The organism is Flavobacterium amnicola (assembly GCF_004122165.1).
GTDB classification, from domain to species: Bacteria; Bacteroidota; Bacteroidia; order Flavobacteriales; family Flavobacteriaceae; genus Flavobacterium; species Flavobacterium amnicola.
Genome location: NZ_SBKO01000001.1, coordinates 1,137,566 through 1,158,339 on the forward strand (window position 1 = coordinate 1,137,566; position 20,774 = coordinate 1,158,339).

A 20,774-nucleotide genomic window follows, 5' to 3' on the forward strand; every position below is an offset into this window, starting at 1 on the left:
AACAATAGAAACCAAAACAAATAAAAATGAGTGAAACAGTAAAAACTGGACATCCAAAGGGACTTTGGGTATTATTCGGAACTGAAATGTGGGAACGTTTCAACTTCTACGGAATGAGAGCGTTATTAACGCTTTTCATGGTAAATTCTCTTTTAATAAAAGAAGCGGATGCCGCAATTATCTATGGTGGATTTTTAGCATTATGTTATTTAACACCATTGTTAGGAGGATTTATTTCTGATAAATATTTAGGAAACAGAAATTGTATTCTTGTTGGAGGAACCTTAATGGCTATCGGACAGTTTTTATTATTTTTAAGTGCTTCAACATTCTCTACGAACTTAGGTGGCGCTAAAACCATCATGTGGATTGCCTTATTTATTATCATTTTTGGAAATGGTTTCTTCAAACCGAATATTTCTTCCATGGTGGGAAGTTTGTATCCAAAACAAGAGAAATCGAAATTAGACTCAGCGTTCACCATTTTCTATATGGGAATTAATATGGGTGCCTTTTTAGGTCAGTTTATTTGCCCTTATTTAGGAGATGTAAAAGATGATGCAGGAGTTAGAGATATTTTTGCTTTCAAATGGGGATTCTTAGCGGCTTCAATCGCGATGATCATTGGAACTATCACCTTTTTTATTCTTAAAAATAAATATGTTGTAAATCCGGAAGGTCGACCAATCGGTGGTTTGCCAAAACACAATACAAGTGACGATTTTGAAGAAGGTGAAACGCAAACGGCAAAATTCACTGGAAAATCAATCGGAATTGCTATCGGATTATTCGTAGCCTTATTTTTTGTATTCCGATATGTATTGGTAGGTGAGTTTGGTTTCACTTCTGTGGAAATGGGACAATTAATCAAAGGAATTATTTATCCGTTTATCTATTCTGCTGGTATTTCTTTGGCGTTCTTAATTATGAGCTCTGCCGAAAATAAAGTAGAAAGACAAAGAATTTGGGTAATCTATATCGTTTCGTTCTTTATTATTTTCTTTTGGGCTGCTTTTGAACAAGCGGGATCCTCATTAACATTCATCGCCGATAACCAAACCGACAGACATATTTTCGGATGGGATATGCCGCCTTCAATGGTTCAAATTTTCAACGGATTATTCGTAGTAGCCTTAGCATTACCTTTCAGTTTGCTTTGGGATAAATTAAGAGCTAAAGGTCAAGAACCGGTTTCGCCTTTAAAACAAGCTATTGGTTTGGCATTAATTGCCTTAAGTTATTTCATCATCGCGCATAATGTAAAAGACTTAGGAAATTCAGGGTTGTTAGCGATCAAATGGTTGATGTTATTGTACTTAATTCAAACGATGGGAGAACTTTGTTTGTCTCCAATCGGATTGTCTTTGGTTGGTAAATTAGCACCGAAACGTTTCGCTTCATTACTATACGGAGTTTTCTTTATTTCTAATGCGGCGGGTTATGCTTTAGCAGGTTCGTTAGGAGCTATTATTCCGGCAACGGGAGATAAATTCCAAAAAGCAGAAAAACTAGGAATTAACCTTCAAGAAGTATTGGATAAAAAAGTGACATTAACTCCCGAGCAAGTAGCTTTATTCGAAAAAGAGCAATTGCCAATGGCGAATACTACTTTTGCTGGATTTGAAATTCACAATTTATACGAGTTCTTCATGGTGTTCGTAATTCTTTGTGGAGTAGCAGCTATTATCCTTGCTTTATTGTCTCCACGTTTAAAGAAAATGATGAACGGAGTGCAGTAAAACTATTAAAAAATATTTTTATATCTTTCAAGCTCGAAACTACGGTTTCGGGCTTTTTTATTTTTAGACCAAATTAACCTAATAAATTATGTGGAAATCACATCCAAAGGCCTTGCCTTATTTGTTTTTATCTGAAATGTGGGAACGTTTCGGTTATTATTTAATGATTGGAATTTTTACCCTATACCTTAAAGATGTAGAAGCCGGTTTTGCCATGACCGAAGCAGAGGCTTCAGATTTGTATGGAACATTTATTGCCTTAGTATTCCTAACTCCTTTTATCGGGGGTTTAGTAGCAGATAGATATCTTGGATATCGAAATTCCATAATTTCTGGTGGAATCATGATGGGAATAGGTTATTTGATGATGGGAATTCATAATCTTCCCATGTTATATGTCGCCATGACTTTAGTTATTGTTGGTAATGGTTTCTTTAAGCCAAATATTTCTACTTTGTTAGGTAATTTTTACAACGACGAACAATATAAAGCTAAAAAAGATGAAGGGTACAATATTTTCTATATGGGAATAAATGTTGGAGCTTTTATTTGTAACTTTTTTGGAGCTGTTTTCGAAAACTTATTTGGCTGGGCCGCTGCTTTTTCTGTCGCTGGTGTTGGTATGTTTATTGGAGTAATTGTCTTTATGTTGGGAACCAAATATTATGGTGATAAAACAGAGAAAAAAGGAACACAAGAAGGAGATATGCCTTTTTGGAAAATTGTTATGTTTATTCTAGTACCATCAGTAGTATTCGGAATTATTGGTTGGCTCATAAAAGGTGTAGCATCCGATACAAATTTAGATAGTGCCATTTTTGGTTCTGATAGTACCGATGCCTTTATTTTTGCTTGTATACCAGTAGTATTATTTTACTCAAGTTTATATTTTAAAGCCAAAGAAGACGATAAAAGACCTATTGGTGCTTTGTTGGCTATTTTTGCCGTGGTAATTTTATTTTGGGCTGTTTTTAAACTTAACGGATCTGCTTTAAACAACTGGGGAGATAAATACACGAATCGTGAAGTGACAGGAATAGCAAAGAAGGTTACAGATAATATTTTTCTTACGAAAGAATTAGAATACAAAAAAGATTCTGTTGCCTTATACGATAACGCATTTCGAATTCAAAAGAAAAACGGAGAAGTAATCAAAGAAGTGAATTATCCTTTGTACTTCAGAAACGTAGCCAAAGAAAAATTACCAAGCGAAGGGGCTAAAGTTTCCGTTTGGGCATCCAACCTAAGTCAATCAATTAATCCGTTTTGGGTAATTGCATTAACGCCTCTAATAGTAGCATTTTTCACCTTCTTGAGAAGTCGCCAAAAAGAACCTTCCACTCCAACAAAAATTGCTTTCGGATTATTAATTTCTGCTTTGTCAGTATTAGTAATGGTTTTAGCAGTTAAGGCTGGACAAAATGGTTCCGAAAAAGTATCTGTACTTTGGTTATTTGCTAATTATGGCGTAATTACTATCGGTGAATTACTATTATCACCCATGGGATTATCTGTAGTTTCCAAATTAAGCCCAAGAAATATAACTTCTTTGATGATGGGAGGATGGTTTTTGGCAACTTCAATCGGAAATAAATTATCGGGAGTTTTGGCCAGTATGTGGGATACCTACGATGATAAAACCGATTTCTTTTGGGTAAACTTTGGATTGCTAATGTTTGCAACCTTGTTGATGTTTGCCTTGTTGAAACAGTTGAATAAAGTAATGAAAGAAAAAGGAATTAATTAATATGGGAACAACTATACAAGAAATTCAAGATTTTAAAGGAAAGTATCCAAAACAACTTTGGTATTTGTTTTTTAGCGAAATGTGGGAACGTTTCAGTTTCTACGGTATGCGAGGTATGTTGGTGGTTTTTATGGTAAGCCAATTAACCATGGACGAAAAAACAGCCAATCTTCAATATGGTGCGACTCAAGCTTGGGTATATGCCTTTACTTTTATCGGAGGTTTGTTTGCCGATAAAATTTTAGGGCTTCGAAAATCATTGTTTTGGGGCGGTTTGTTAATGATTGTCGGAAGTGTCATCTTAGCTATCGATCCCAAACATTTCTTTTTCATCGGAATTGGTTTTACCATCGTCGGAACGGGTTTCTTTAAGCCAAATATTTCTTCCATGGTAGGGCAATTATACAAAGATGGAGATGCACGTCGTGATGCCGGATTTTCTTTGTTTTATGCTGGTGTGAATTTAGGGGCTTTAATCGGAGGTTATATCTGTATTGCTGTGGCGAACGGAAATTTATGGTCTTCATTGGTGCCTGAAAGCTTACGTTGGAATTATGCCTTTGGTTTTGCAGCCATCGTAATGATAATAAGTTTGTTGACGTTTACTCAAACACAAAAAAGCTTAGGTGAAATCGGATTGTCTCCTTTAGCCCATTTAGAAGATTCGAAGCGAAAAGCATTGGAAGTGATTACTTTCATTGGTTCGTTGGCAATTGTGCCGGTAATCATTTTAATGGTGGCCAATACGGTGTATACTGATTATTTCATGATGATCATTGGTCCGGCTTCTATTCTGTATTTGTTTTACGAAATGCGTAATTTTTCAAGTGCGGAAAATAAAAAATTGTTAGCCGCTTTGGTGTTTATAATTTTCTCTATTTTCTTTTGGGCTTTTTTCGAACAAAGTGGAGGTTCCTTGAGTTTGTTTGCAGCGAATAATTTAGAAAATACCGTAGCAGGTGTAGAGCTAGATCCAAATGGAGTGAATAATTCAGCCAATTCGTTGTTTGTTATTGTATTTGCTGCACTTGTTGGAATGGTTTGGTTGTGGATGAATAAAAGAAAAATTGAACCCAATACAGTGGTGAAATTCGGATTGGCATTCGTGTTTCTAGCGGGTGGTTTTTGGATTTTTTATTACACTAAATTCTTTGCCGATGCTTCGGGTAAAACCTCTTTAGATTTGTTTACTTTTGGATGGTTTATCATTACTTTTGGAGAATTGTGTTTGTCCCCAATCGGGATGAGTGCCATGACCAAATTATCGCCTCAAAAGACCCAAGCTGTTATCATGGGGATGTGGTTTTTAGCCAGTGCTTACGGTCAGTATTTTGCGGGTTTATTAGGTGCTAATATTGCTGAAGCTTCCGAAAATGCTTCCAATTTAGATAAATTAATGGTCTATGCCGATGGATACAAACAATTGGCCATTTATGCACTTGTGGCAGGAGTGGTTTTAATTCTGATTTCACCATTGGTAAAAAAACTAATGCAAGAAGTTAAATAAAACAGTAATTTCGGCACTGTTTTTGATTAATCAAAAGTAAAATTTGTGACATGAAAAAAATACTACTCATACTATTCCTTTTTTTAGGAACATTTGCTGTTCAAGCCCAAGATATCAATTGGATGTCGCTGGAAGAGGCATTGGCCAAGCAAAAAAGAGTTCCTAAGCCAATTTTTATGGATGTGTACACCGAATGGTGTGGGCCTTGTAAAATGTTAGATAAAAATACTTTTCAAGATCCTGCTGTGGTTGATTATGTTAATAAGAATTATTACGCTGTAAAATTTAATGCAGAAGGAAACTCTAAAGTAAACTATCAAGGCGCTGCGTTTAATAACCCAGGGTACGATCCCAATAGAAAAGGAAGAAATAGTGCACACGAGCTTACGAAACATTTAAAAGTACCGGGTTATCCATCCATGTATATTTTGGATAAAAAAGGGAATGTGCAGGAAACATTAGACGGATATAAAACACCTGAAGAATTATTGAAATCATTAAAAAATTAGAATATGAAAATAGTTAAATACCTTTCAATAGTAGCAATTGCTTTTTTAGTGTGGAGCTTTACAGCTACGAAAAATAATGAAGATAAAGGATTAGTGTGGCATACCGATATGAGAATCGCTTCCAAAATTGCTCAAAAAGAAGACAAACCCATTTTTATGTTTTTTACGGGTAGCGATTGGTGCGGCTGGTGCATTCGTTTGCAAAAAGAAGTGTTCAAAACGCCTGAATTTGAAGCGTGGGCAAAAGATAAAGTGGTGTTGGTAGAATTAGATTTTCCACGTAGAACACCACAACCTGAAAATATTAAGGCGCAAAACGATCAATTACAACAAATGTTTGGGGTGAGAGGATATCCAACGGTTTGGTTTGTAAAATCAGGAAATAAAGATGGTAAAATAAATTTCGAGCAATTAGGCAGTACGGGTTATGTTGCAGGAGGTCCAGCAGCATGGTTAGATGGCGCCAATCAAATTGTGGCAAAATATGTTTCCAACAAAAAGAAAGCCAATAAAATCCAAAAAGTAAAAAGCTAAATTTTTATTTTTTTAAACTATAAAATCCCTTTTCATAAGTGCTGTGAAAAGGGATTTTTCTTTTCAAACAAGTTTGTTTCCAAGCTGTAGTATAATTTTTAAAATTGGAAGCATCGGCAATAACGATTTCTGGATGTTGTGTGGCTAACAATCGCTCTAGATTTATTTTTGGAGAATGAGTCAAAAGCACAATATCAGGAGAAATCGAAGTGTTGTATACTGCCGAACTATCAATAACTAATATTTTCTTGTGGTTAAAATATAGGGTGTTTGATAATGGTTCTGTCTTACTGATTTTTGAATAATTGGCCGTTGCATAGGTTTGTAACATTCTTTCTTCAAAAGAATTTTTGGTGATGGCTTCCGATGCAAACAGGTTAATGGAACTGTCATTTTTCATCGCAATAATAGATTTTTTCATCACATTAAATACAATCAATTCCCCATTTTTTTCTGAATTCCACTTGGTAGAAAATAAGATGATTTGAAACAAAAACAAACTCGCCAATGCAGCCAATAGTTTGCTGAACTTCGGTTTTTGAATCCAAATGGTCCAACTTATAAGTATTAAATAAGCAAGCAGCATTAGCGAAAAGGAAAGCGGAATAGCAGTCAGTACAAAACTCTCTACGGAGGCAATTTTGTTAATTATAGTATTTGTTATCGTGATACATACTTCAACAGTTTTGGATAAAAGCATTGGAATCCAATCTAAATAAGCCAAAATCATCAGTAAAGTTCCCAATGCCATGATCACGGATAGAAACGGAATAAGGATCAAGTTGGTGATAAAAAACAATCCGGGAAACTGATGAAAATAATAAATGCTTAAAGGTAAAGTGCCAATTTGAGCGGCAAAAGAAACCGTCAAAATATTCCAGAAATAGGTAATAATTTTATTTTTAGGCTGCCATATTTTATCCAAAAGGGGTTGTAACCATAGAATTGAGAAAACGGCCAAGTAACTGAGTTGAAATCCGATGTCGAATAAAAATAGTGGTTCGAAAAGTAATATCAAAAACAAGGAAACAATGGCGGTATGAAAGGTGTTGGTTTCTCTTTTTAAATGCATTCCAACCGCAATAAAACTAAACATCACGGTAGAACGGACTACAGATGGCGCCAATCCAGCAACAAATGCAAATAGCCAAAGCGATAGAATCACGATAACCAATTTTGAAGTGTTTCCTAATTTTGTATTGGGAATCGGTTGTAATAAAAAGGTAATAAAGAACAAAATAAAGCCAACATGCAATCCTGAAACTGACAAAATATGGACTGCTCCGGCGTATTGATAATCCCGAAGCACTTCTGGCGAAATGTCTTGTTGTTGTCCTAATATTAAAGCTGTGATAACCGCTAATTCTTCTTTTTTGAAACCGGATTTGGCCAGATTTTCTACAATGGTAGTTCTGAAATTGGACGTATAATAAAAAATTCCTTTTTCTATTTTGGTGCTAATTTTTACAGCTGTAGGATCGGTATAAATTTGCGCATAAATACCTTTGGTTTCTAAGTATTGGCCGTAATCGAATTGGTTGGGATTGTTGGGTTTAAAATGGTGAAGCAATTGATCGTGAACCAATAACTGATTTCCGATTTTTATCGTTTTTTCAACAGAATCTTTCTTGATGTTTAAAAGGATTTTTCCACAAGAACTCTTGTTTTCTATCGAAATGACTTTCGCAAAATAGCGATTATATTTGGCAGAGTTTTTTAGTTTTTCTAGTAGGACAAGATGAAAGTTTTTGGAGTCTTCAAAATTACTTTCGTTTTGTGTGTAATGATTTTTAAAGAGGGTTTCGTTATGGAATAGAGTCGTTGTGATTCCAATCGAAAAGAAAACCAGGTATAAGGAAATTCCAAAAGTTGAATTCGGTGTAAATGTTTTATTGGATTTATAAAAACTGTAAACACAAAACAAAAGCGTGATTCCAAGAAAAAACAAGGCAGTTGTAAGGTTTGGTTTTGCATAAAATGCCAAAAGAATTCCACCTATAAACCAAAACGTAATTCTCGCAATCGGAAATCGGGTAATCATCATTAGCTATTCTTCAAACTTGAAACAATTAATTTTGCTGTTTTTTCACTGGCTCCCGAACCGCCTAATTTGGTTTCTAATACGTCATAATCGGCTAGAAGTTGTTTGCGGTGTTGGGTATTCAAGATTTTATTCAATTCCTTTTTAATGTTTTGAGTGTTGCATTCCCTTTGAATTAATTCGGTAACCACTGGTGCGTCCATAATAAGGTTGACTAACGAAATGTATTTCAGCGTAATAATGCGTTTTGCAATTTGATATGAAATTGCACTTCCTTTGTATAAAACCACTTCGGGAACTTTGAACAAAGCGGTTTCCAATGTGGCAGTACCAGAAGTGACTAAAGCGGCATGGGAAACACTTAACAAATCGTAAGTTTTATTGGAAATGAATTTGATGTTTTGATCCGATAAAAATTGTTCGTAAAAAGAATATTCTTGACTTGGAGCGCCAGCAATCACAAATTGATACTCTGGAAAATTAGCCACTACCGAAAGCATTTCTGAAAGCATTTTCGAAATTTCTTGTTTTCGGCTTCCGGGTAATAAAGCAATGATTGGTTTTTCAGAAAGATTGTTTTCCTTTTTGAATTTTGCGACATCCGTTTTGGGACGATTTTGAATCGCATCAATAAGTGGATGCCCTACAAATTCTACTGGATAATGGTGTTTTTTCTCATAAAAATCCTTTTCAAACGGAAGAATCACATACATCTTGTCGAAATCACGTTTAATGTCTTTAATACGATTCTCTTTCCAAGCCCAAATTTGTGGTGAAATATAATAATGCGTTGGAATTTGTAATGTTTTAGCCCATTTGGCAATGCGCATATTAAAACCCGGATAATCAATGAAAATGATGGCGTCGGGTTGAAATTGCAGTATGTCGGCTTTGCAAAATTTAAGGTTTTGCATGATGGTTTTCAAATTCATCACCACTTCCACAAATCCCATAAACGCCAATTCACGATAATGTTTTACGATGTTGCCCCCAACTTGTTTCATTAAATCGCCACCCCAAAATCGAATTTCGGCAGTTGAATCTTCTTTCAAAATGGCTTTCATTAAATTGGATCCATGCAAATCACCTGAGGCTTCTCCAGCTATAATATAATATTTCATATATGATGCGCTTATTGTTTTTTAAAAGTGTATAAGAATCGCAAATTTTTATTTGTGTTTATCTCACAATATCCTATTTTCATAGGGGTTCGATGATTTTCAATTGTTTGCAACAAACTGTTTGTTGATGGCGATTTCATCTAAACGAAAAGGGTAATAAAGGTTAGTAAAATAGTGGCTAAAATAACCCCTTTGGCCATAAGATCTTTGTTGAATTTAAGTAATAAAAAGAACACGCCTAAATTCAATACAGCTCCCATTGCGATAAGTTTGCCTAAAAAACCTTGTTGTTTTATGCCTTGAATTCCTTCAGCAAATCCATATTCCGTTTTGAATTCTAAAAAAAGATAAATGCCAATAATCGCAGAGATAAATCCGATGAACATTCCTATAAATAAATCTATTTTTCTCATAAATTCCAAGTGTTAAGTTGTTGAATGGCGTGATGTGCGGTTAAATCAAATTGCACAGGGACCACTGAAATATAGCCGTTTTGTAAGGCCCAAACATCGGTATCTTCTCCTTTGTCTAAGCACTCAAATTCACCTGCTAACCAATAATATTCTTTTCCAAAGGGTGATTGTCGCTTGTCAAATTTCTCAGCATATTTGGCTTTCGCCTGACGGCAAATGCGGATTCCTTTTATCTCGTTTTGTTGCAATTTTGGAAAATTAACATTTAAAACAACACCTTCTGGAAGTCCGTTTCGTATTACTTCTGCTATAATTTTTTTGATAAAGGGTTTTATGGGCTCAAAATCGGCTTTCCATGAAAAATCGGCTAACGAAAACCCAATGGCAGGTATACCTTCGATGCCGGCTTCAATGGCTGCACTCATGGTACCCGAATATAAAACATTGATGGAAGAATTGCCACCATGATTAATGCCCGAGACGCACAAGTCTATTTTTTCTTTAATGATTTCGTTTTTTGCCATTTTTACGCAATCGGCAGGAGTTCCTGATGTAGTATACTGCGCAATTCCGTTAGATTCATTGCTGATTTTATTGATATGCAACGTGTTGTCAACGGTTATGGCATGTCCCATGCCGCTTTGAGGGCTATCGGGAGCCACCACAATAACATTTCCAATTTCATTTGCAATATCCATAAGCACTCGAATACCGGGAGCCGTTATTCCGTCATCGTTAGTGACTAAAATCAAAGGTTTTTTCATTGAAAAAAGAAGATAAATATCATGTGCTAAAATAGGAAAATTTATTGGTAAATGTTAAATTTACATGTTTAACAAAAAATTATGGTCATTCCTATTTGTTGGCATGGTTTTTTGTGTACTTTAGTAATTAGTATGAATGCAATTTGGATGTTTATGAAAAAGAATTATAAAGTAGTGTTACTAGTCGTTGCGCTAAGTGCAACGCTATGGAGTTTTAGACCCAAAGTACAGAGCGATCCGGAAAAAGACAAAGTCTTATTGGATTTAATCTCCTACGTTATAGAGAAAGGACACTATGATCCAGCAGTAATGGATGATACATTCTCAAAAGGTGTTTATGATGATTTTGTGGATGCCTTAGATCCGTCAAAGCGTTTTTTTATAGAGTCTGATATTAAGGAATTTAAAGTCTACGAGCTTCAAATTGATGACATGATTAGAGAAAGAGATTTGACTTTCTTTACGCTTGTTTATGAAAGAATTCAGAAAAGAATGAACGAGGCAAAGGTGATTTATAGAGCCTTAAATGACAAACCTTTTGAATTTAATTCTGATGAAAGTATCAATATTGATTCGGATAAATTGGCCATTGCTAAAAATTATACCGAATTAAAAAACAGATGGCGTTTGCAAATTAAATTGTCAACGTTGGCTTCTGTGGTTGATAAACAAAAAATAGAAAAAGAAAATAAAGCGAAAGATGCCAATTATAAAGAAAAAACTTTCGAACAATTAGAAAAAGAATCGAGAGAATCAGCTATTAAAAATTTAGATGAATATTTTGAATTTGTAAGCGATTTGGATAGAGCCGATTGGTTTGAAGTATATATTAATTCCATTGTAAGTCAGTTTGATCCCCATACCTTTTATTTTGCTCCTGAAGAAAAAGAAAAATTTGATATCAGCATGAGTGGAAAGCTGGAAGGTATTGGAGCTCGTTTGCAAAAGAAAAATGATCATACTGAAATTTCTGAGTTGATTTCAGGAGGTCCTGCATGGAGAGGAAAAGAATTAGAACCAGGAGATATTATTTTAAAAGTGGCTCAAGGGGCAAACGAGCCTGTTGAAGTAGCAGGAATGCGTTTGGATGATGTGGTTAAGAAAATTAAAGGTCCAAAAGGGACTGAGGTGAGGTTAACTGTTCGTAAAGTAGATGGTTCGACAAAAATTATAAAAGTGATTCGTGATATTGTTGAAATTGAAGAAACCTATGCGAAATCTTCAATCATTGAGAAAAATGGTAAAAAATTCGGATTAATTTATCTTCCTAAATTCTATATTGATTTTGAAAACGAAGACAATCGTGACGCTGCCAAAGATGTTGCGGTGGAAGTGAATCGTTTGAAAAATGCTGGAGTAGAAGGAATCGTAATGGATTTACGCGATAATGGTGGAGGTTCTCTTAAAACAGTTGTCGATATCACAGGGTTGTTTATTGAAGAAGGTCCTGTAGTTCAAATTAAATCAAGCAACGGAAAAAAAGAAGTACTTTTTGATCATGATTCTAAAGTACAATGGGATGGTCCGTTAGTGGTGCTTCAAAATAATTTTTCGGCATCGGCATCGGAAATTTTTGCTGCCGCCATTCAAGATTATAAAAGAGGTGTCATCATTGGAAGCAAACAATCCTATGGTAAAGGAACTGTTCAAAACGTAATCGATTTAAATCAGTTTCAATTTAAAGGGGGGGCTAATTATGGTGATTTAGGGGCTTTAAAAACGACTACTCAAAAGTTTTATAGAATAAATGGTGGTTCTACTCAATTAGAAGGTGTTTCAAGTGATATCGCTTTTCCTGATCGATATTCGTATATTAAAATTGGAGAACGTGATGAGAAAAAAGCAATGCCTTGGGATAAAATCGATCAAGCGCATTATACAGAAACTAAATCTATTTTAAATTTTGAAAACGTAGTGGCTAACAGTCAAAAACGTTTGGTGGAAAATGCACAATTTAAATTGATTGATGAAAACGCTAAATGGATTAATGATAGAAAAGACGATAGCAACATCAGTCTTAATTTGACTAAATTTTTAGAGGAGCAAAAATCGATAGAGGAAGCTACTAAAAAATATAAAGAAATTGCAAAATATAAAAATGGTTTAGTTGTTAATCCTATTTCGGAAGAAGTTGAATTGATGAAAAATGACGCTGTTTTTTCTCAAAAGAGAAAAGATTGGTTTGAAGCAATTTCAAAAGATGTATATGTGGATGAAGCCGTTAATGTTTTAGCCGATATCAAAACATCCTCAATTAAGCCGAAATCAATTCCTGTAAAAAAACCTAAACTTTTGGTGAAATCCTAGTCAATTATTACGTCTAGCATAGATAAATTAAACTCCAGAGAAGTCTCTGGAGTTTTTATTTTGGGGCGGTTTCAACAGAGTTATTAACAGTGTTCCTAACTGAATTTAATGAGTAGAGCATGTTGTTTGTCGAGGATTAGCGACAGTTTGTCGATTATTTTGTTAAAAGTTATTAACAAAACATCATATTTCTACTTTTATAGAAAAATTATCCCAAAAATATGAATAGAATTGTACCCTTTTCTAGGAAAACGTGTTTGTTCAGTTTCTTCTTATTATTTACTACTTTCTTTTTTTCAAACTCGTTACAAGCACAATGTGCCGGTTCAGATAATTCTGTTACAATATGTAATATTCCTGATCCAGCCAATCAAGCAGTGAACTTGTTTGCTCTTTTAGGAGGTGCACCATTACCAGGAGGAACATGGTCAGATGATTTGTTATCTGGCGGACTTAATCCTTTGACTGGAATTTTAAATGTGTGGCAGATTGGTGAAAGTGGCGTTTATACGTATACGTACACAGTAACCGGAGCACCAGGTTGTGTTGATAATACTTCAGTAATTACTGTTATAGTGGGAGGTTATGCTGGTAATCCAGGGCCTAATGGTGTCGTTTGTGGTGACGAATCAAGCTATAACTTATTTCAACTTTTTAATGGAGCAGTGCAACCAGGACCTCAGTTTAACGGAGATTGGTTCAATGTAACTACAGGTACTCCTGTTTCTGGAAGTACTATCAACCCTAGTAGTTTTAATGTGACTGTTGGTACAACCTATCAGTTTTCTTATACACTTCCGGCAGTAGGGACTTGTGCGGCTAACTCGGTAAGTGCCTTTTTAACCGTTTTTCCTCCGGCAGAACCAGGAACACCAAATAATCTTGAAATTTGTAGTTCTGCTGGTTTTGCAGCTTATACGAATTTAAACTTATTTTCACTTTTAACGGGTGAAGACCCAGGAGGAAGCTGGGATGAAAATAGTGGAACAAACGAATTAACGTCGATTTCGGATTCCTTTATCAATGTCCAAAATATATACAATACATTAGGAGCTGGTGTCTATACTTTTACTTATGAAGTAAGACCAAGTAACCCAATTTGTACTGTTGAAAATGCAACCGTTACTGTTACTATTGAAGATCCTGTAGATTATACAGGAATTGTATTAAATGTATCTCCAGATATATGTCAAGATCAAATAGCAACGGCTGTTTATACGGCAACTATTGCCCAAACACCAGCATTAATTCCGAATGGAACGTATAATGTAACGTATATTGTTTCGGGTCAAGTGACGCCTATTACTATTCCGGTTACTTTTACGGGTGGAGTGGCAACGTTTAACGTGCCAAATGCTAACTTTCAATCGGTAGGGACTTTTACGGTTTCGGTTACTAATATTGTTGCGGCAACTGCTTTAGGGATTTGCGTGAATCCGGTACCTGTAATTATGGATACCGTTATTGTAAGTCCAACCCCTCAAGTTACAAATGCTACTTTAACGGCAGGAAATGTTTGTCAAAACAATACAAACAATGTGAATTTGTCAAATTTAGCACCATTAGCAGATGGAAGTTATACTATCACATATAATTTATCGGGTGCCAACACGGCCACTGCGCAAACTGCTGTAATTACAATAACAGGAGGTGTATCTAGTTTTTCAATCCCTGGAGGCTTGTTAGCCAATGCTGGTATAACAACTTGCACGGTAACAAGTATTACGAACAATACGACAACGTGTAGTGGACCAATAACTATTTCAGGTTCGTTTGAAGTTTTACCATTGCCTGTTGTTCCTGCTTTAGCGATAACAGTTGCAGATGCTTGTGAAGGACAAGATGTTCCAGTTACCATTACAGGATTAGGAACGTTAACCAATGTTGATTTTGAATATGACTTATCAGGTGCAAATAATGCTATAAATAATATGGTTTCAGTTCCGGTTACTTCTGGAAGTGCGACTTTCAATATTCCAGCAGCCTTATTGACGAATACTGGAACTACAACTATTCAAATCACTGACTTGACCAATACTGGAAATTCATGTGGCGTAATTGTTTCAGGGGTTTCCGATTCTTTCGTAATCAATCCTAATCCAATAGCAACATTAGATTCTTCAGATGCCGACAATACGATTTGTGAAGGCGATGCAACCACATTAACAGTTACTCCAACTAATTTTGTAGCGACAGACGCTACGTATGTTTGGACACTAAACACTGCGATAATTCCGGGAGCGTCTACCAATTCTATTCCAGTAACGGCTTCAGGAACTTATGAAGTAACCATAACTTTAAACGGATGTCCTTTGGTTTTATCAACCAGTTTTGTGGTAAATCCACTTCCGTTAGCAACGATTACTTCTTCTGATGCGGATAATACTATTTGTCAAGGAGAAATGGCAACACTCACAGTAACGCCATCAAATTTTGTGGTAACGGCTGCAACATATCAATGGTATTTTAATGGAGGTATTTTGACAGGTCAAACCAATCCACAAATCATACCAACAGCAACCGGATTATACGAAGTAGTGATCACGTTAAATGGTTGTACATCAAATGTTGCGACAAACTTTACCATAAATCCAATTCCTGCTGCGCCAACAACGGCCAATCAGTCTTTTTGCGAAACGGATAATGCGACCGTTGCGAATTTATTGCCAAATGGTACGCAATACAATTGGTATAATTCATTAACAAGTACAACACCTCTAGCATCTACAACCGTTTTAGTTAGCGGTACTTATTATGTTGAAGAGGTTAGTAGTGTTAATGGTTGTGGCTCTCCAAGAAGTGCCAATGTGGTTACTGTGGAAGTAGTGGCGCCACCGGTATTAACTTCCAACGGACAAAACTTCTGTGGTGCGGATAATCCAACATTACAACAATTATCGAATAATACCACTTCGGGAGGAACAGTTATTTGGTATGATGCCATGACAGGCGGAACACAACTTCCTTTGTCAACACTATTAACCGAAGGAACAACTTATTATGGGTATACTAATTCTACTACTGGATGTCAATCGGCAAACGGAATAGCGGTTACCGTTACTTTAACAGATTGTGATGAATCCCCTGAAGATTATGGTTTTTACATCCCTGATGGGTTTTCGCCTAACGGAGATGGTGTAAACGATTCATTTCATATTCCGGATATCGAATTTTTATATCCAAACTATACTATCGAAATCTATAATAGATACGGAAAACTTTTATTTGAAGGAAACAAGTCTAAAGATTGGACGGGTAATAACTCGACGACTACCAACGTAATTGATGGTACAGCGCCAAACGGAGTCTATTTTTATGTTCTTAACTTTAATAAAGACAACAAGCCAGCGAAACAAGGTCGCTTGTACTTAAACAAATAAGATAAACCTATCAAAATACAATTTAGATGAAAAGAATAATAGCAATATTGGGTTTATTCCTAATTACATATACAACTTTTGCACAGCAAGACCCACAATACACGCATTACATGTACAATATGAATGTGGTGAACCCTGCTTACGCCACCGCAAAACAATCAGTGCTTGATTTAGGTGCTTTATACAGAACCCAATGGGTTGGAGCAGTTGGTGGTCCCAAAACATTAACCGCATTTGCACACATGCCCGTAAATAAGAAAATTGAATTGGGATTATCGGTAATTTCCGACGATATTGGTGATGGAGCAAAAAAAGAAAATAATTTATATGCAGATTTTGCTTACATCCTACAGTTTGAAGGAAGTCACAGACTTTCCTTTGGTATGAAAGCTGGATTTACAAATATGACCACTAATTTTAACGGATTTCAATTAGAGAGTGGTAATACAACTACTGATGAGGCTTTTAATCAGAACATCAACGTTTTTAAACCTAATGTTGGAGCAGGAGCATTTTATTTTACTGATAAATATTACATCGGATTATCCGTGCCTAATTTGTTACCAACAAAACACATAGAAGAACGTCAAGGAATTAATGCTTTGGGTTCGGAAGAAATGCACTTTTTTACTACGGCAGGATATGTGTTTCAACTGAGCGATATGTTTAAATTGAAACCAGCTGCCATGGCAAAATTTGCTAAAGGAGCACCAGTTACGGTAGATGTTTCGGCAAATGTGTTGTATAATAACCGATTTGAATTGGGAGCTGCCTATAGAATCGATGATTCGGTAAGTGGTTTGATGGCTATTAATGCTACAAAGAACTTAAAAATTGGGTATGCTTACGATCATACTTTGTCGAATTTAGGTCAGTTCAATTCAGGAACTCATGAGGTGTTCTTATTATTTAATTTGGATTTATTAGGTAAAGGGTATGACAAATCGCCACGATTCTTCTAAAAGTTACATTATGAAAAAAGTTTTACTATCTATATTATTAGTGTTGGCATTCCAAATTACTAATGCTCAAGAAACCGATTTAGATCGCGCCAAGAAATATTTTGACCGAACGTATTACAGCGAAGCATTGCCATTGTATGAAAATGCTGTTGAAAATAATCGGTCGCAAGAAGTGATTCAAAATATTGCCGATTGTTATTATTTTACGAATGATTTGAAAAGTGCTCAAAAGTACTATCGTTTTTTAATCAAAAACTTCAGTAAAGATTTGCCGGCAGAATATTATTTCCGTTTTGCTCAATCTTTAAAAGCAACGGCCAATTATGCAGAAGCGAATCAAATGACCAAAGATTACTTAGCGAAATCTGGTAATACCCAGGCGTTGAACAATTTCGAAAGTGATTTGAAAACATTAGAAAATGTGACAGCTATTGGAGAACGATTCAAAATCAAAAATCTAGAAGTGAATACTGCTAATTCTGAATTTGGTGGGGCTAATTATAATGATAAATTCGTTTTTGCAGGAGTAAAAAAAGAGCTTAGCATGATGGATAAAGTTTACAAATGGAATAATGAAGGCTATTTGAATGTTTTATCTATTCCTTTGACAAACATCAATGCTAAAGATTCTATTGTGAGTTATTTTTCTGATGAGGTGAATACCAAAATGCATGATGCGACTCCATTATTTTCAGCCGATGGTAAAACGATGTATTTTACGAGAAACTACACTAAAAAGAACGGGAAAAGAAATAAGAATAAAGAAAAAGTATCGGTACTTCAAATTTATAAAGCCGAAATGGTTAACGGCAAATGGGCTAACATTATTTCGTTACCTATAAATAATCCTGATTATTCGGTAGCACATCCAGCCTTAAGTCCGGATGGGAAAACATTATATTTTGCATCCGATATGCCGGGAAGTTTGGGTTCTTTCGATATTTATTCGGTGGAGATCAACAATGGTAGTTTTGGAACTCCAAAAAATCTGGGAGACAAAATCAATACTAACCGTAGAGAACAATTTCCATTTGTTTCTAAAGATGGAAAATTATATTTCTCTTCAAACGGGCATGAAGGTTTTGGTTCGTTAGATGTTTTTGTTTCTGATATTAATGGCGGAAATTATGCCAAACCGATTAACGTTGGATTACCTATTAACACAGGTGTTGATGATTTTGCTTTTGCGATTGATTCGGATACTAAAGAAGGGTATTTTTCTTCCAACCGTAAAGGAGGAAAAGGAAGTGATGATATTTATTCAATTCTTGAAACCAAACCGTTGATTGTAGAAGATTGTATGCAATATATTGCAGGAACGATTACTGATGTGGATTCGAAACTTCCATTGGAAGGAGCTCAAGTGGCTTTATTTGATTTTATCAGTAAAAAAGATATTCAAAAAGTAGTGGTAGGCGCCGATGGAAAATTCAATTTTACCGTCGAGTGTGAAAAAGGATACGTAGTGAAAGCATCAAAAGATGGATTTACAGAAGATGAGCGTACTTTAACGCTTCAAAAGGATAGAAAGAAAATCAACGAAGCTTCAATGGAATTGAAATCACTGGCTAAAATTCAAGAGGAACAAGCCGTTGCGGTTCAAGAACAGAAAAAAGCGGAAGCAGAAGCCAAACAAAAAGCGCTTGAGGAAGAAAAACTAGTAGCCGAGCAAGAAAAGAAAGAAAAAGAAGCCAAGAAAAAAGAAAAGGTAAAAGAAATTTTAGCTAAAGAGAAAGATGTAGTAGAAGAAAAAGATAAATTAGTTATCAAAACGGAACCAATTTATTTCGATTACGATTTATGGTACATCAGAAGGGATTCTAAGCCTATTTTAGACAAAGTAATCGGTTTGATGAACAAATACCCTGATATGATTGTAGAAATCGGTTCTCACACCGATATTCGTGGAGGCAAAACGTACAACAACATTTTATCTGAAAACAGAGCCCAATCGACACGTGATTATTTTATTGACAAAGGAATCAATCCAAATCGAATAAAAGCCAAAGGATATGGTGAAAGTCAGCCCGTTGTAAAATGTGCTAATGAGGAAGCATGTTCGGAAGAGCAACACGAGTTAAACCGTAGAAGTGAATTTGTAATTAAAGATTTGTAATCGATAATCACATAAGGAAATAAAAAAAGAGGTCTACTGGTAGACCTCTTTTTTGTTAATATTTGTAAGCTTCTTTTTCTGCTTTTTTGATTTTGTTGCGTTGTTCTTCTACTTTTTCCGTTTTCTTCTTTATTTTTTCATTCCATTTTTCAATGTCTTCCGGAGAGAGCTTTCCATTTTTGTTTAGCTTGTCAAATTTGGCTTGGTCTTTCTCAATTTCTTTGTTTAAATCTTCTTCTTTTTCTTTAGCATTCGCCAGTTTTTCTTTGGCTTTAGCGGCTTTTTCTCTTTCTTTTTCGGCTTTCTTACGTTCTTTTTCTGCTTTTTCGCGTTCTTTCTCCATTCGTTTTCTTTCCTTTTCCATGTCTTTTAGCCTTTTTTCTTCCGCTCTTACACGTTTCTCTTCAGCTTTTACTTTGTCTTCTTCCAGTTTTAAGGCTTTTGCTTTCGCTTTTTCAGCATTCTTAGCAGCTTTTTCCATTTCTTTTTGGGCATCATTAGTTGCATTGCTCATTTCGTTTAATGCCCCGTTTTCTACTTTTTTTGCTGTTGTTTCAGTCAAATTTTCGTTGATTTCAGCTTCTTTGAAATCTAGTAATTGGACTGTTTTTACTTTTGCAATTGAATCCTGGTTTTTTATTGGAATTTGTTTATGAGCTTCATTTGTTATTTTTTCCTGTGCATTTGCAGACAACCCTATAAAAGTGGCTATTCCTGCAAGAATTAATTTTGATTTCATTTTTATTGTTTTAAGTTTAATTGAATTTTAGTCGCCGACTTAAGTATATTTGTTTTTTAAATTTACAATTATTATTCCAAAATGAGAAGAATCGGAAAATATTTATCAATAATCTGTTTTTTTTATTTGTTTGAAAGTTGCAAAATTTCAGATGAAAAGGAAAAAGATTTCGAAGTGCATTCAGTTCAACGTGATACGACTTTGGAAGCTTATTCGAATGCAGATTTTTATTTACCGACTTCTACAACTGGAGATATAGTAAAACATAACTATTATACCTTGTCGTATAGCGAAGCTCATGAACAAGCTGAATGGGTTGCTTATGAATTAAAAAAGGAGCAATTGAGTTATACCAACCACCGTCGTCCGTATTTTATTGAGGATCCAGAAGTGGAAAGTGGTTCTGCCAATTGGAAAAACTATATTCGCTCGGGTTATGATCGTGGTCATTTGTGTCCGGCTGGTGATCGTCGATTTTCTAAAGCGGCTTTTAATGAAACTTTTTATACTTCTAATATTTCTCCACAGAAGAACGATTTTAATGCGGGTATTTGGAACCGATTAGAGCAAAAAACGAGATATTGGGCCAGAAAATATGATGGTTTGTATGTGGTTACTGGAGGCGTTTTGAGTGATGATTTAGATGTGATAGGAAAAGAAGATGTTGCCGTTCCGGTCTATTTTTATAAAATACTAATTGATAAATCTAGAGGAGAATATAAAGCTATTGCTTTTTTAATGCCGCATGAGGAATCAGATAAAGCCTTAAATAACTTTGTAGTTTCTATCGATATCATCGAAAAAATGACGGGTATCGATTTCTTTCCGAATTTACCGGATGCAATCGAAAACCAATTAGAACGAAAAGCAGATTATAAAGGCTGGAGTTTTTAAC

15 protein-coding genes are annotated in these 20,774 nt (G+C 35.3%); 10 read left to right on the plus strand and 5 right to left on the minus strand.

Features of this window, described 5'->3' with window-relative positions; genetic code table 11:
- The first annotated feature begins 26 nt into the window (after positions 1-26).
- The 5 genes from EQG63_RS04995 to EQG63_RS05015 all read left to right on the plus strand — a co-directional run bounded on the left by EQG63_RS04995 (position 27) and on the right by EQG63_RS05015 (position 6,036).
- On the plus strand, positions 27-1,739 hold the full coding sequence (locus tag EQG63_RS04995) for a peptide MFS transporter (RefSeq protein ID WP_129435041.1): 1,713 nt from the start codon (positions 27-29) through the stop codon (positions 1,737-1,739).
- 88 nt (positions 1,740-1,827) lie between these two features.
- Complete coding sequence (locus EQG63_RS05000; RefSeq protein WP_129435045.1) at positions 1,828-3,486, plus strand: peptide MFS transporter; 1,659 nt, start codon at positions 1,828-1,830, stop codon at positions 3,484-3,486.
- Position 3,487: 1 nt separating this feature from the next.
- Positions 3,488-4,993, plus strand: coding sequence for a peptide MFS transporter (locus EQG63_RS05005; RefSeq protein WP_129435048.1), 1,506 nt, complete (start codon positions 3,488-3,490; stop codon positions 4,991-4,993).
- A gap of 50 nt (positions 4,994-5,043) precedes the next feature.
- Entirely contained in the window at positions 5,044-5,502 is a 459-nt protein-coding gene (locus EQG63_RS05010; RefSeq protein WP_129435050.1) for a thioredoxin family protein, read from the plus strand.
- 3 nt (positions 5,503-5,505) lie between these two features.
- Positions 5,506-6,036: a thioredoxin family protein gene (locus EQG63_RS05015; RefSeq protein ID WP_129435053.1), complete on the plus strand. Its 531-nt coding sequence runs from the start codon at positions 5,506-5,508 to the stop codon at positions 6,034-6,036.
- Positions 6,037-6,040: 4 nt separating this feature from the next.
- Here the strand turns inward: EQG63_RS05015 and EQG63_RS05020 are convergent, their stop codons facing one another.
- The 4 genes from EQG63_RS05020 to surE form a co-directional block, all read right to left on the minus strand.
- A complete protein-coding gene (locus EQG63_RS05020) occupies positions 6,041-8,080 on the minus strand; it encodes a ComEC/Rec2 family competence protein (RefSeq protein WP_129435055.1) in 2,040 nt (679 codons plus the stop codon).
- Complete coding sequence (lpxB, locus tag EQG63_RS05025) at positions 8,080-9,198, minus strand: lipid-A-disaccharide synthase (protein WP_129435057.1); 1,119 nt, start codon at positions 9,196-9,198, stop codon at positions 8,080-8,082. The genes EQG63_RS05020 and lpxB overlap by 1 nt, the downstream gene beginning before the upstream one ends.
- A gap of 140 nt (positions 9,199-9,338) precedes the next feature.
- The gene (locus EQG63_RS05030) at positions 9,339-9,611 is read right to left on the minus strand and encodes a hypothetical protein (RefSeq protein WP_129435059.1); all 273 of its coding nucleotides are present in this window, start codon (positions 9,609-9,611) and stop codon (positions 9,339-9,341) included.
- Complete coding sequence (gene surE, locus EQG63_RS05035) at positions 9,608-10,375, minus strand: 5'/3'-nucleotidase SurE (RefSeq protein ID WP_129435061.1); 768 nt, start codon at positions 10,373-10,375, stop codon at positions 9,608-9,610. Before surE ends, EQG63_RS05030 begins: the two co-directional genes overlap by 4 nt.
- Before the next feature lie 132 nt (positions 10,376-10,507).
- On the opposite strand from surE, the gene EQG63_RS05040 reads away from it, so the two are divergent.
- The 4 genes from EQG63_RS05040 (at position 10,508) to EQG63_RS05055 (ending at position 19,140) form a co-directional block, all read left to right on the plus strand.
- Positions 10,508-12,682 (plus strand): carboxy terminal-processing peptidase, encoded by a 2,175-nt coding sequence (locus tag EQG63_RS05040; RefSeq protein ID WP_129435285.1) that lies wholly within the window; start codon positions 10,508-10,510, stop codon positions 12,680-12,682.
- Between the two features lie 221 nt (positions 12,683-12,903).
- Positions 12,904-16,062 carry a gliding motility-associated C-terminal domain-containing protein gene (locus EQG63_RS05045; RefSeq protein WP_129435063.1) on the plus strand — a complete coding sequence of 1,053 codons (3,159 nt, stop codon included), beginning with the start codon at positions 12,904-12,906 and terminating at the stop codon, positions 16,060-16,062.
- Positions 16,063-16,088: 26 nt separating this feature from the next.
- A complete protein-coding gene (locus EQG63_RS05050; protein WP_129435065.1) occupies positions 16,089-17,024 on the plus strand; it encodes a PorP/SprF family type IX secretion system membrane protein in 936 nt (311 codons plus the stop codon).
- A gap of 10 nt (positions 17,025-17,034) precedes the next feature.
- A complete protein-coding gene (locus EQG63_RS05055) occupies positions 17,035-19,140 on the plus strand; it encodes an OmpA family protein (protein ID WP_129435067.1) in 2,106 nt (701 codons plus the stop codon).
- Positions 19,141-19,195: 55 nt separating this feature from the next.
- Here EQG63_RS05055 and EQG63_RS05060 read toward each other — a convergent pair whose 3' ends face one another.
- A complete protein-coding gene (locus tag EQG63_RS05060; protein ID WP_129435069.1) occupies positions 19,196-19,879 on the minus strand; it encodes a hypothetical protein in 684 nt (227 codons plus the stop codon).
- 81 nt (positions 19,880-19,960) lie between these two features.
- On the opposite strand from EQG63_RS05060, the gene EQG63_RS05065 reads away from it, so the two are divergent.
- Positions 19,961-20,773: a DNA/RNA non-specific endonuclease gene (locus tag EQG63_RS05065; RefSeq protein ID WP_129435071.1), complete on the plus strand. Its 813-nt coding sequence runs from the start codon at positions 19,961-19,963 to the stop codon at positions 20,771-20,773.
- The last annotated feature ends 1 nt before the right edge of the window (position 20,774 follow it).

Bases quoted from the DNA above. Each gene is read 5' to 3' on its own strand.
- EQG63_RS04995 (WP_129435041.1), top strand. From the start codon at position 27: ATGAGTGAAACAGTAAAAACTGGACATCCAAAGGGACTTTGGGTATTA.
- EQG63_RS05000 (WP_129435045.1), top strand. From the start codon at position 1,828: ATGTGGAAATCACATCCAAAGGCCTTGCCTTATTTGTTTTTATCTGAA.
- EQG63_RS05005 (WP_129435048.1), top strand. From the start codon at position 3,488: ATGGGAACAACTATACAAGAAATTCAAGATTTTAAAGGAAAGTATCCA.
- EQG63_RS05010 (WP_129435050.1), top strand. From the start codon at position 5,044: ATGAAAAAAATACTACTCATACTATTCCTTTTTTTAGGAACATTTGCT.
- EQG63_RS05015 (WP_129435053.1), top strand. From the start codon at position 5,506: ATGAAAATAGTTAAATACCTTTCAATAGTAGCAATTGCTTTTTTAGTG.
- EQG63_RS05020 (WP_129435055.1), bottom strand. From the start codon at position 8,080: ATGATGATTACCCGATTTCCGATTGCGAGAATTACGTTTTGGTTTATA.
- lpxB (WP_129435057.1), bottom strand. From the start codon at position 9,198: ATGAAATATTATATTATAGCTGGAGAAGCCTCAGGTGATTTGCATGGA.
- EQG63_RS05030 (WP_129435059.1), bottom strand. From the start codon at position 9,611: ATGAGAAAAATAGATTTATTTATAGGAATGTTCATCGGATTTATCTCT.
- surE (WP_129435061.1), bottom strand. From the start codon at position 10,375: ATGAAAAAACCTTTGATTTTAGTCACTAACGATGACGGAATAACGGCT.
- EQG63_RS05040 (WP_129435285.1), top strand. From the start codon at position 10,508: ATGAATGCAATTTGGATGTTTATGAAAAAGAATTATAAAGTAGTGTTA.
- EQG63_RS05045 (WP_129435063.1), top strand. From the start codon at position 12,904: ATGAATAGAATTGTACCCTTTTCTAGGAAAACGTGTTTGTTCAGTTTC.
- EQG63_RS05050 (WP_129435065.1), top strand. From the start codon at position 16,089: ATGAAAAGAATAATAGCAATATTGGGTTTATTCCTAATTACATATACA.
- EQG63_RS05055 (WP_129435067.1), top strand. From the start codon at position 17,035: ATGAAAAAAGTTTTACTATCTATATTATTAGTGTTGGCATTCCAAATT.
- EQG63_RS05060 (WP_129435069.1), bottom strand. From the start codon at position 19,879: ATGAAATCAAAATTAATTCTTGCAGGAATAGCCACTTTTATAGGGTTG.
- EQG63_RS05065 (WP_129435071.1), top strand. From the start codon at position 19,961: ATGAGAAGAATCGGAAAATATTTATCAATAATCTGTTTTTTTTATTTG.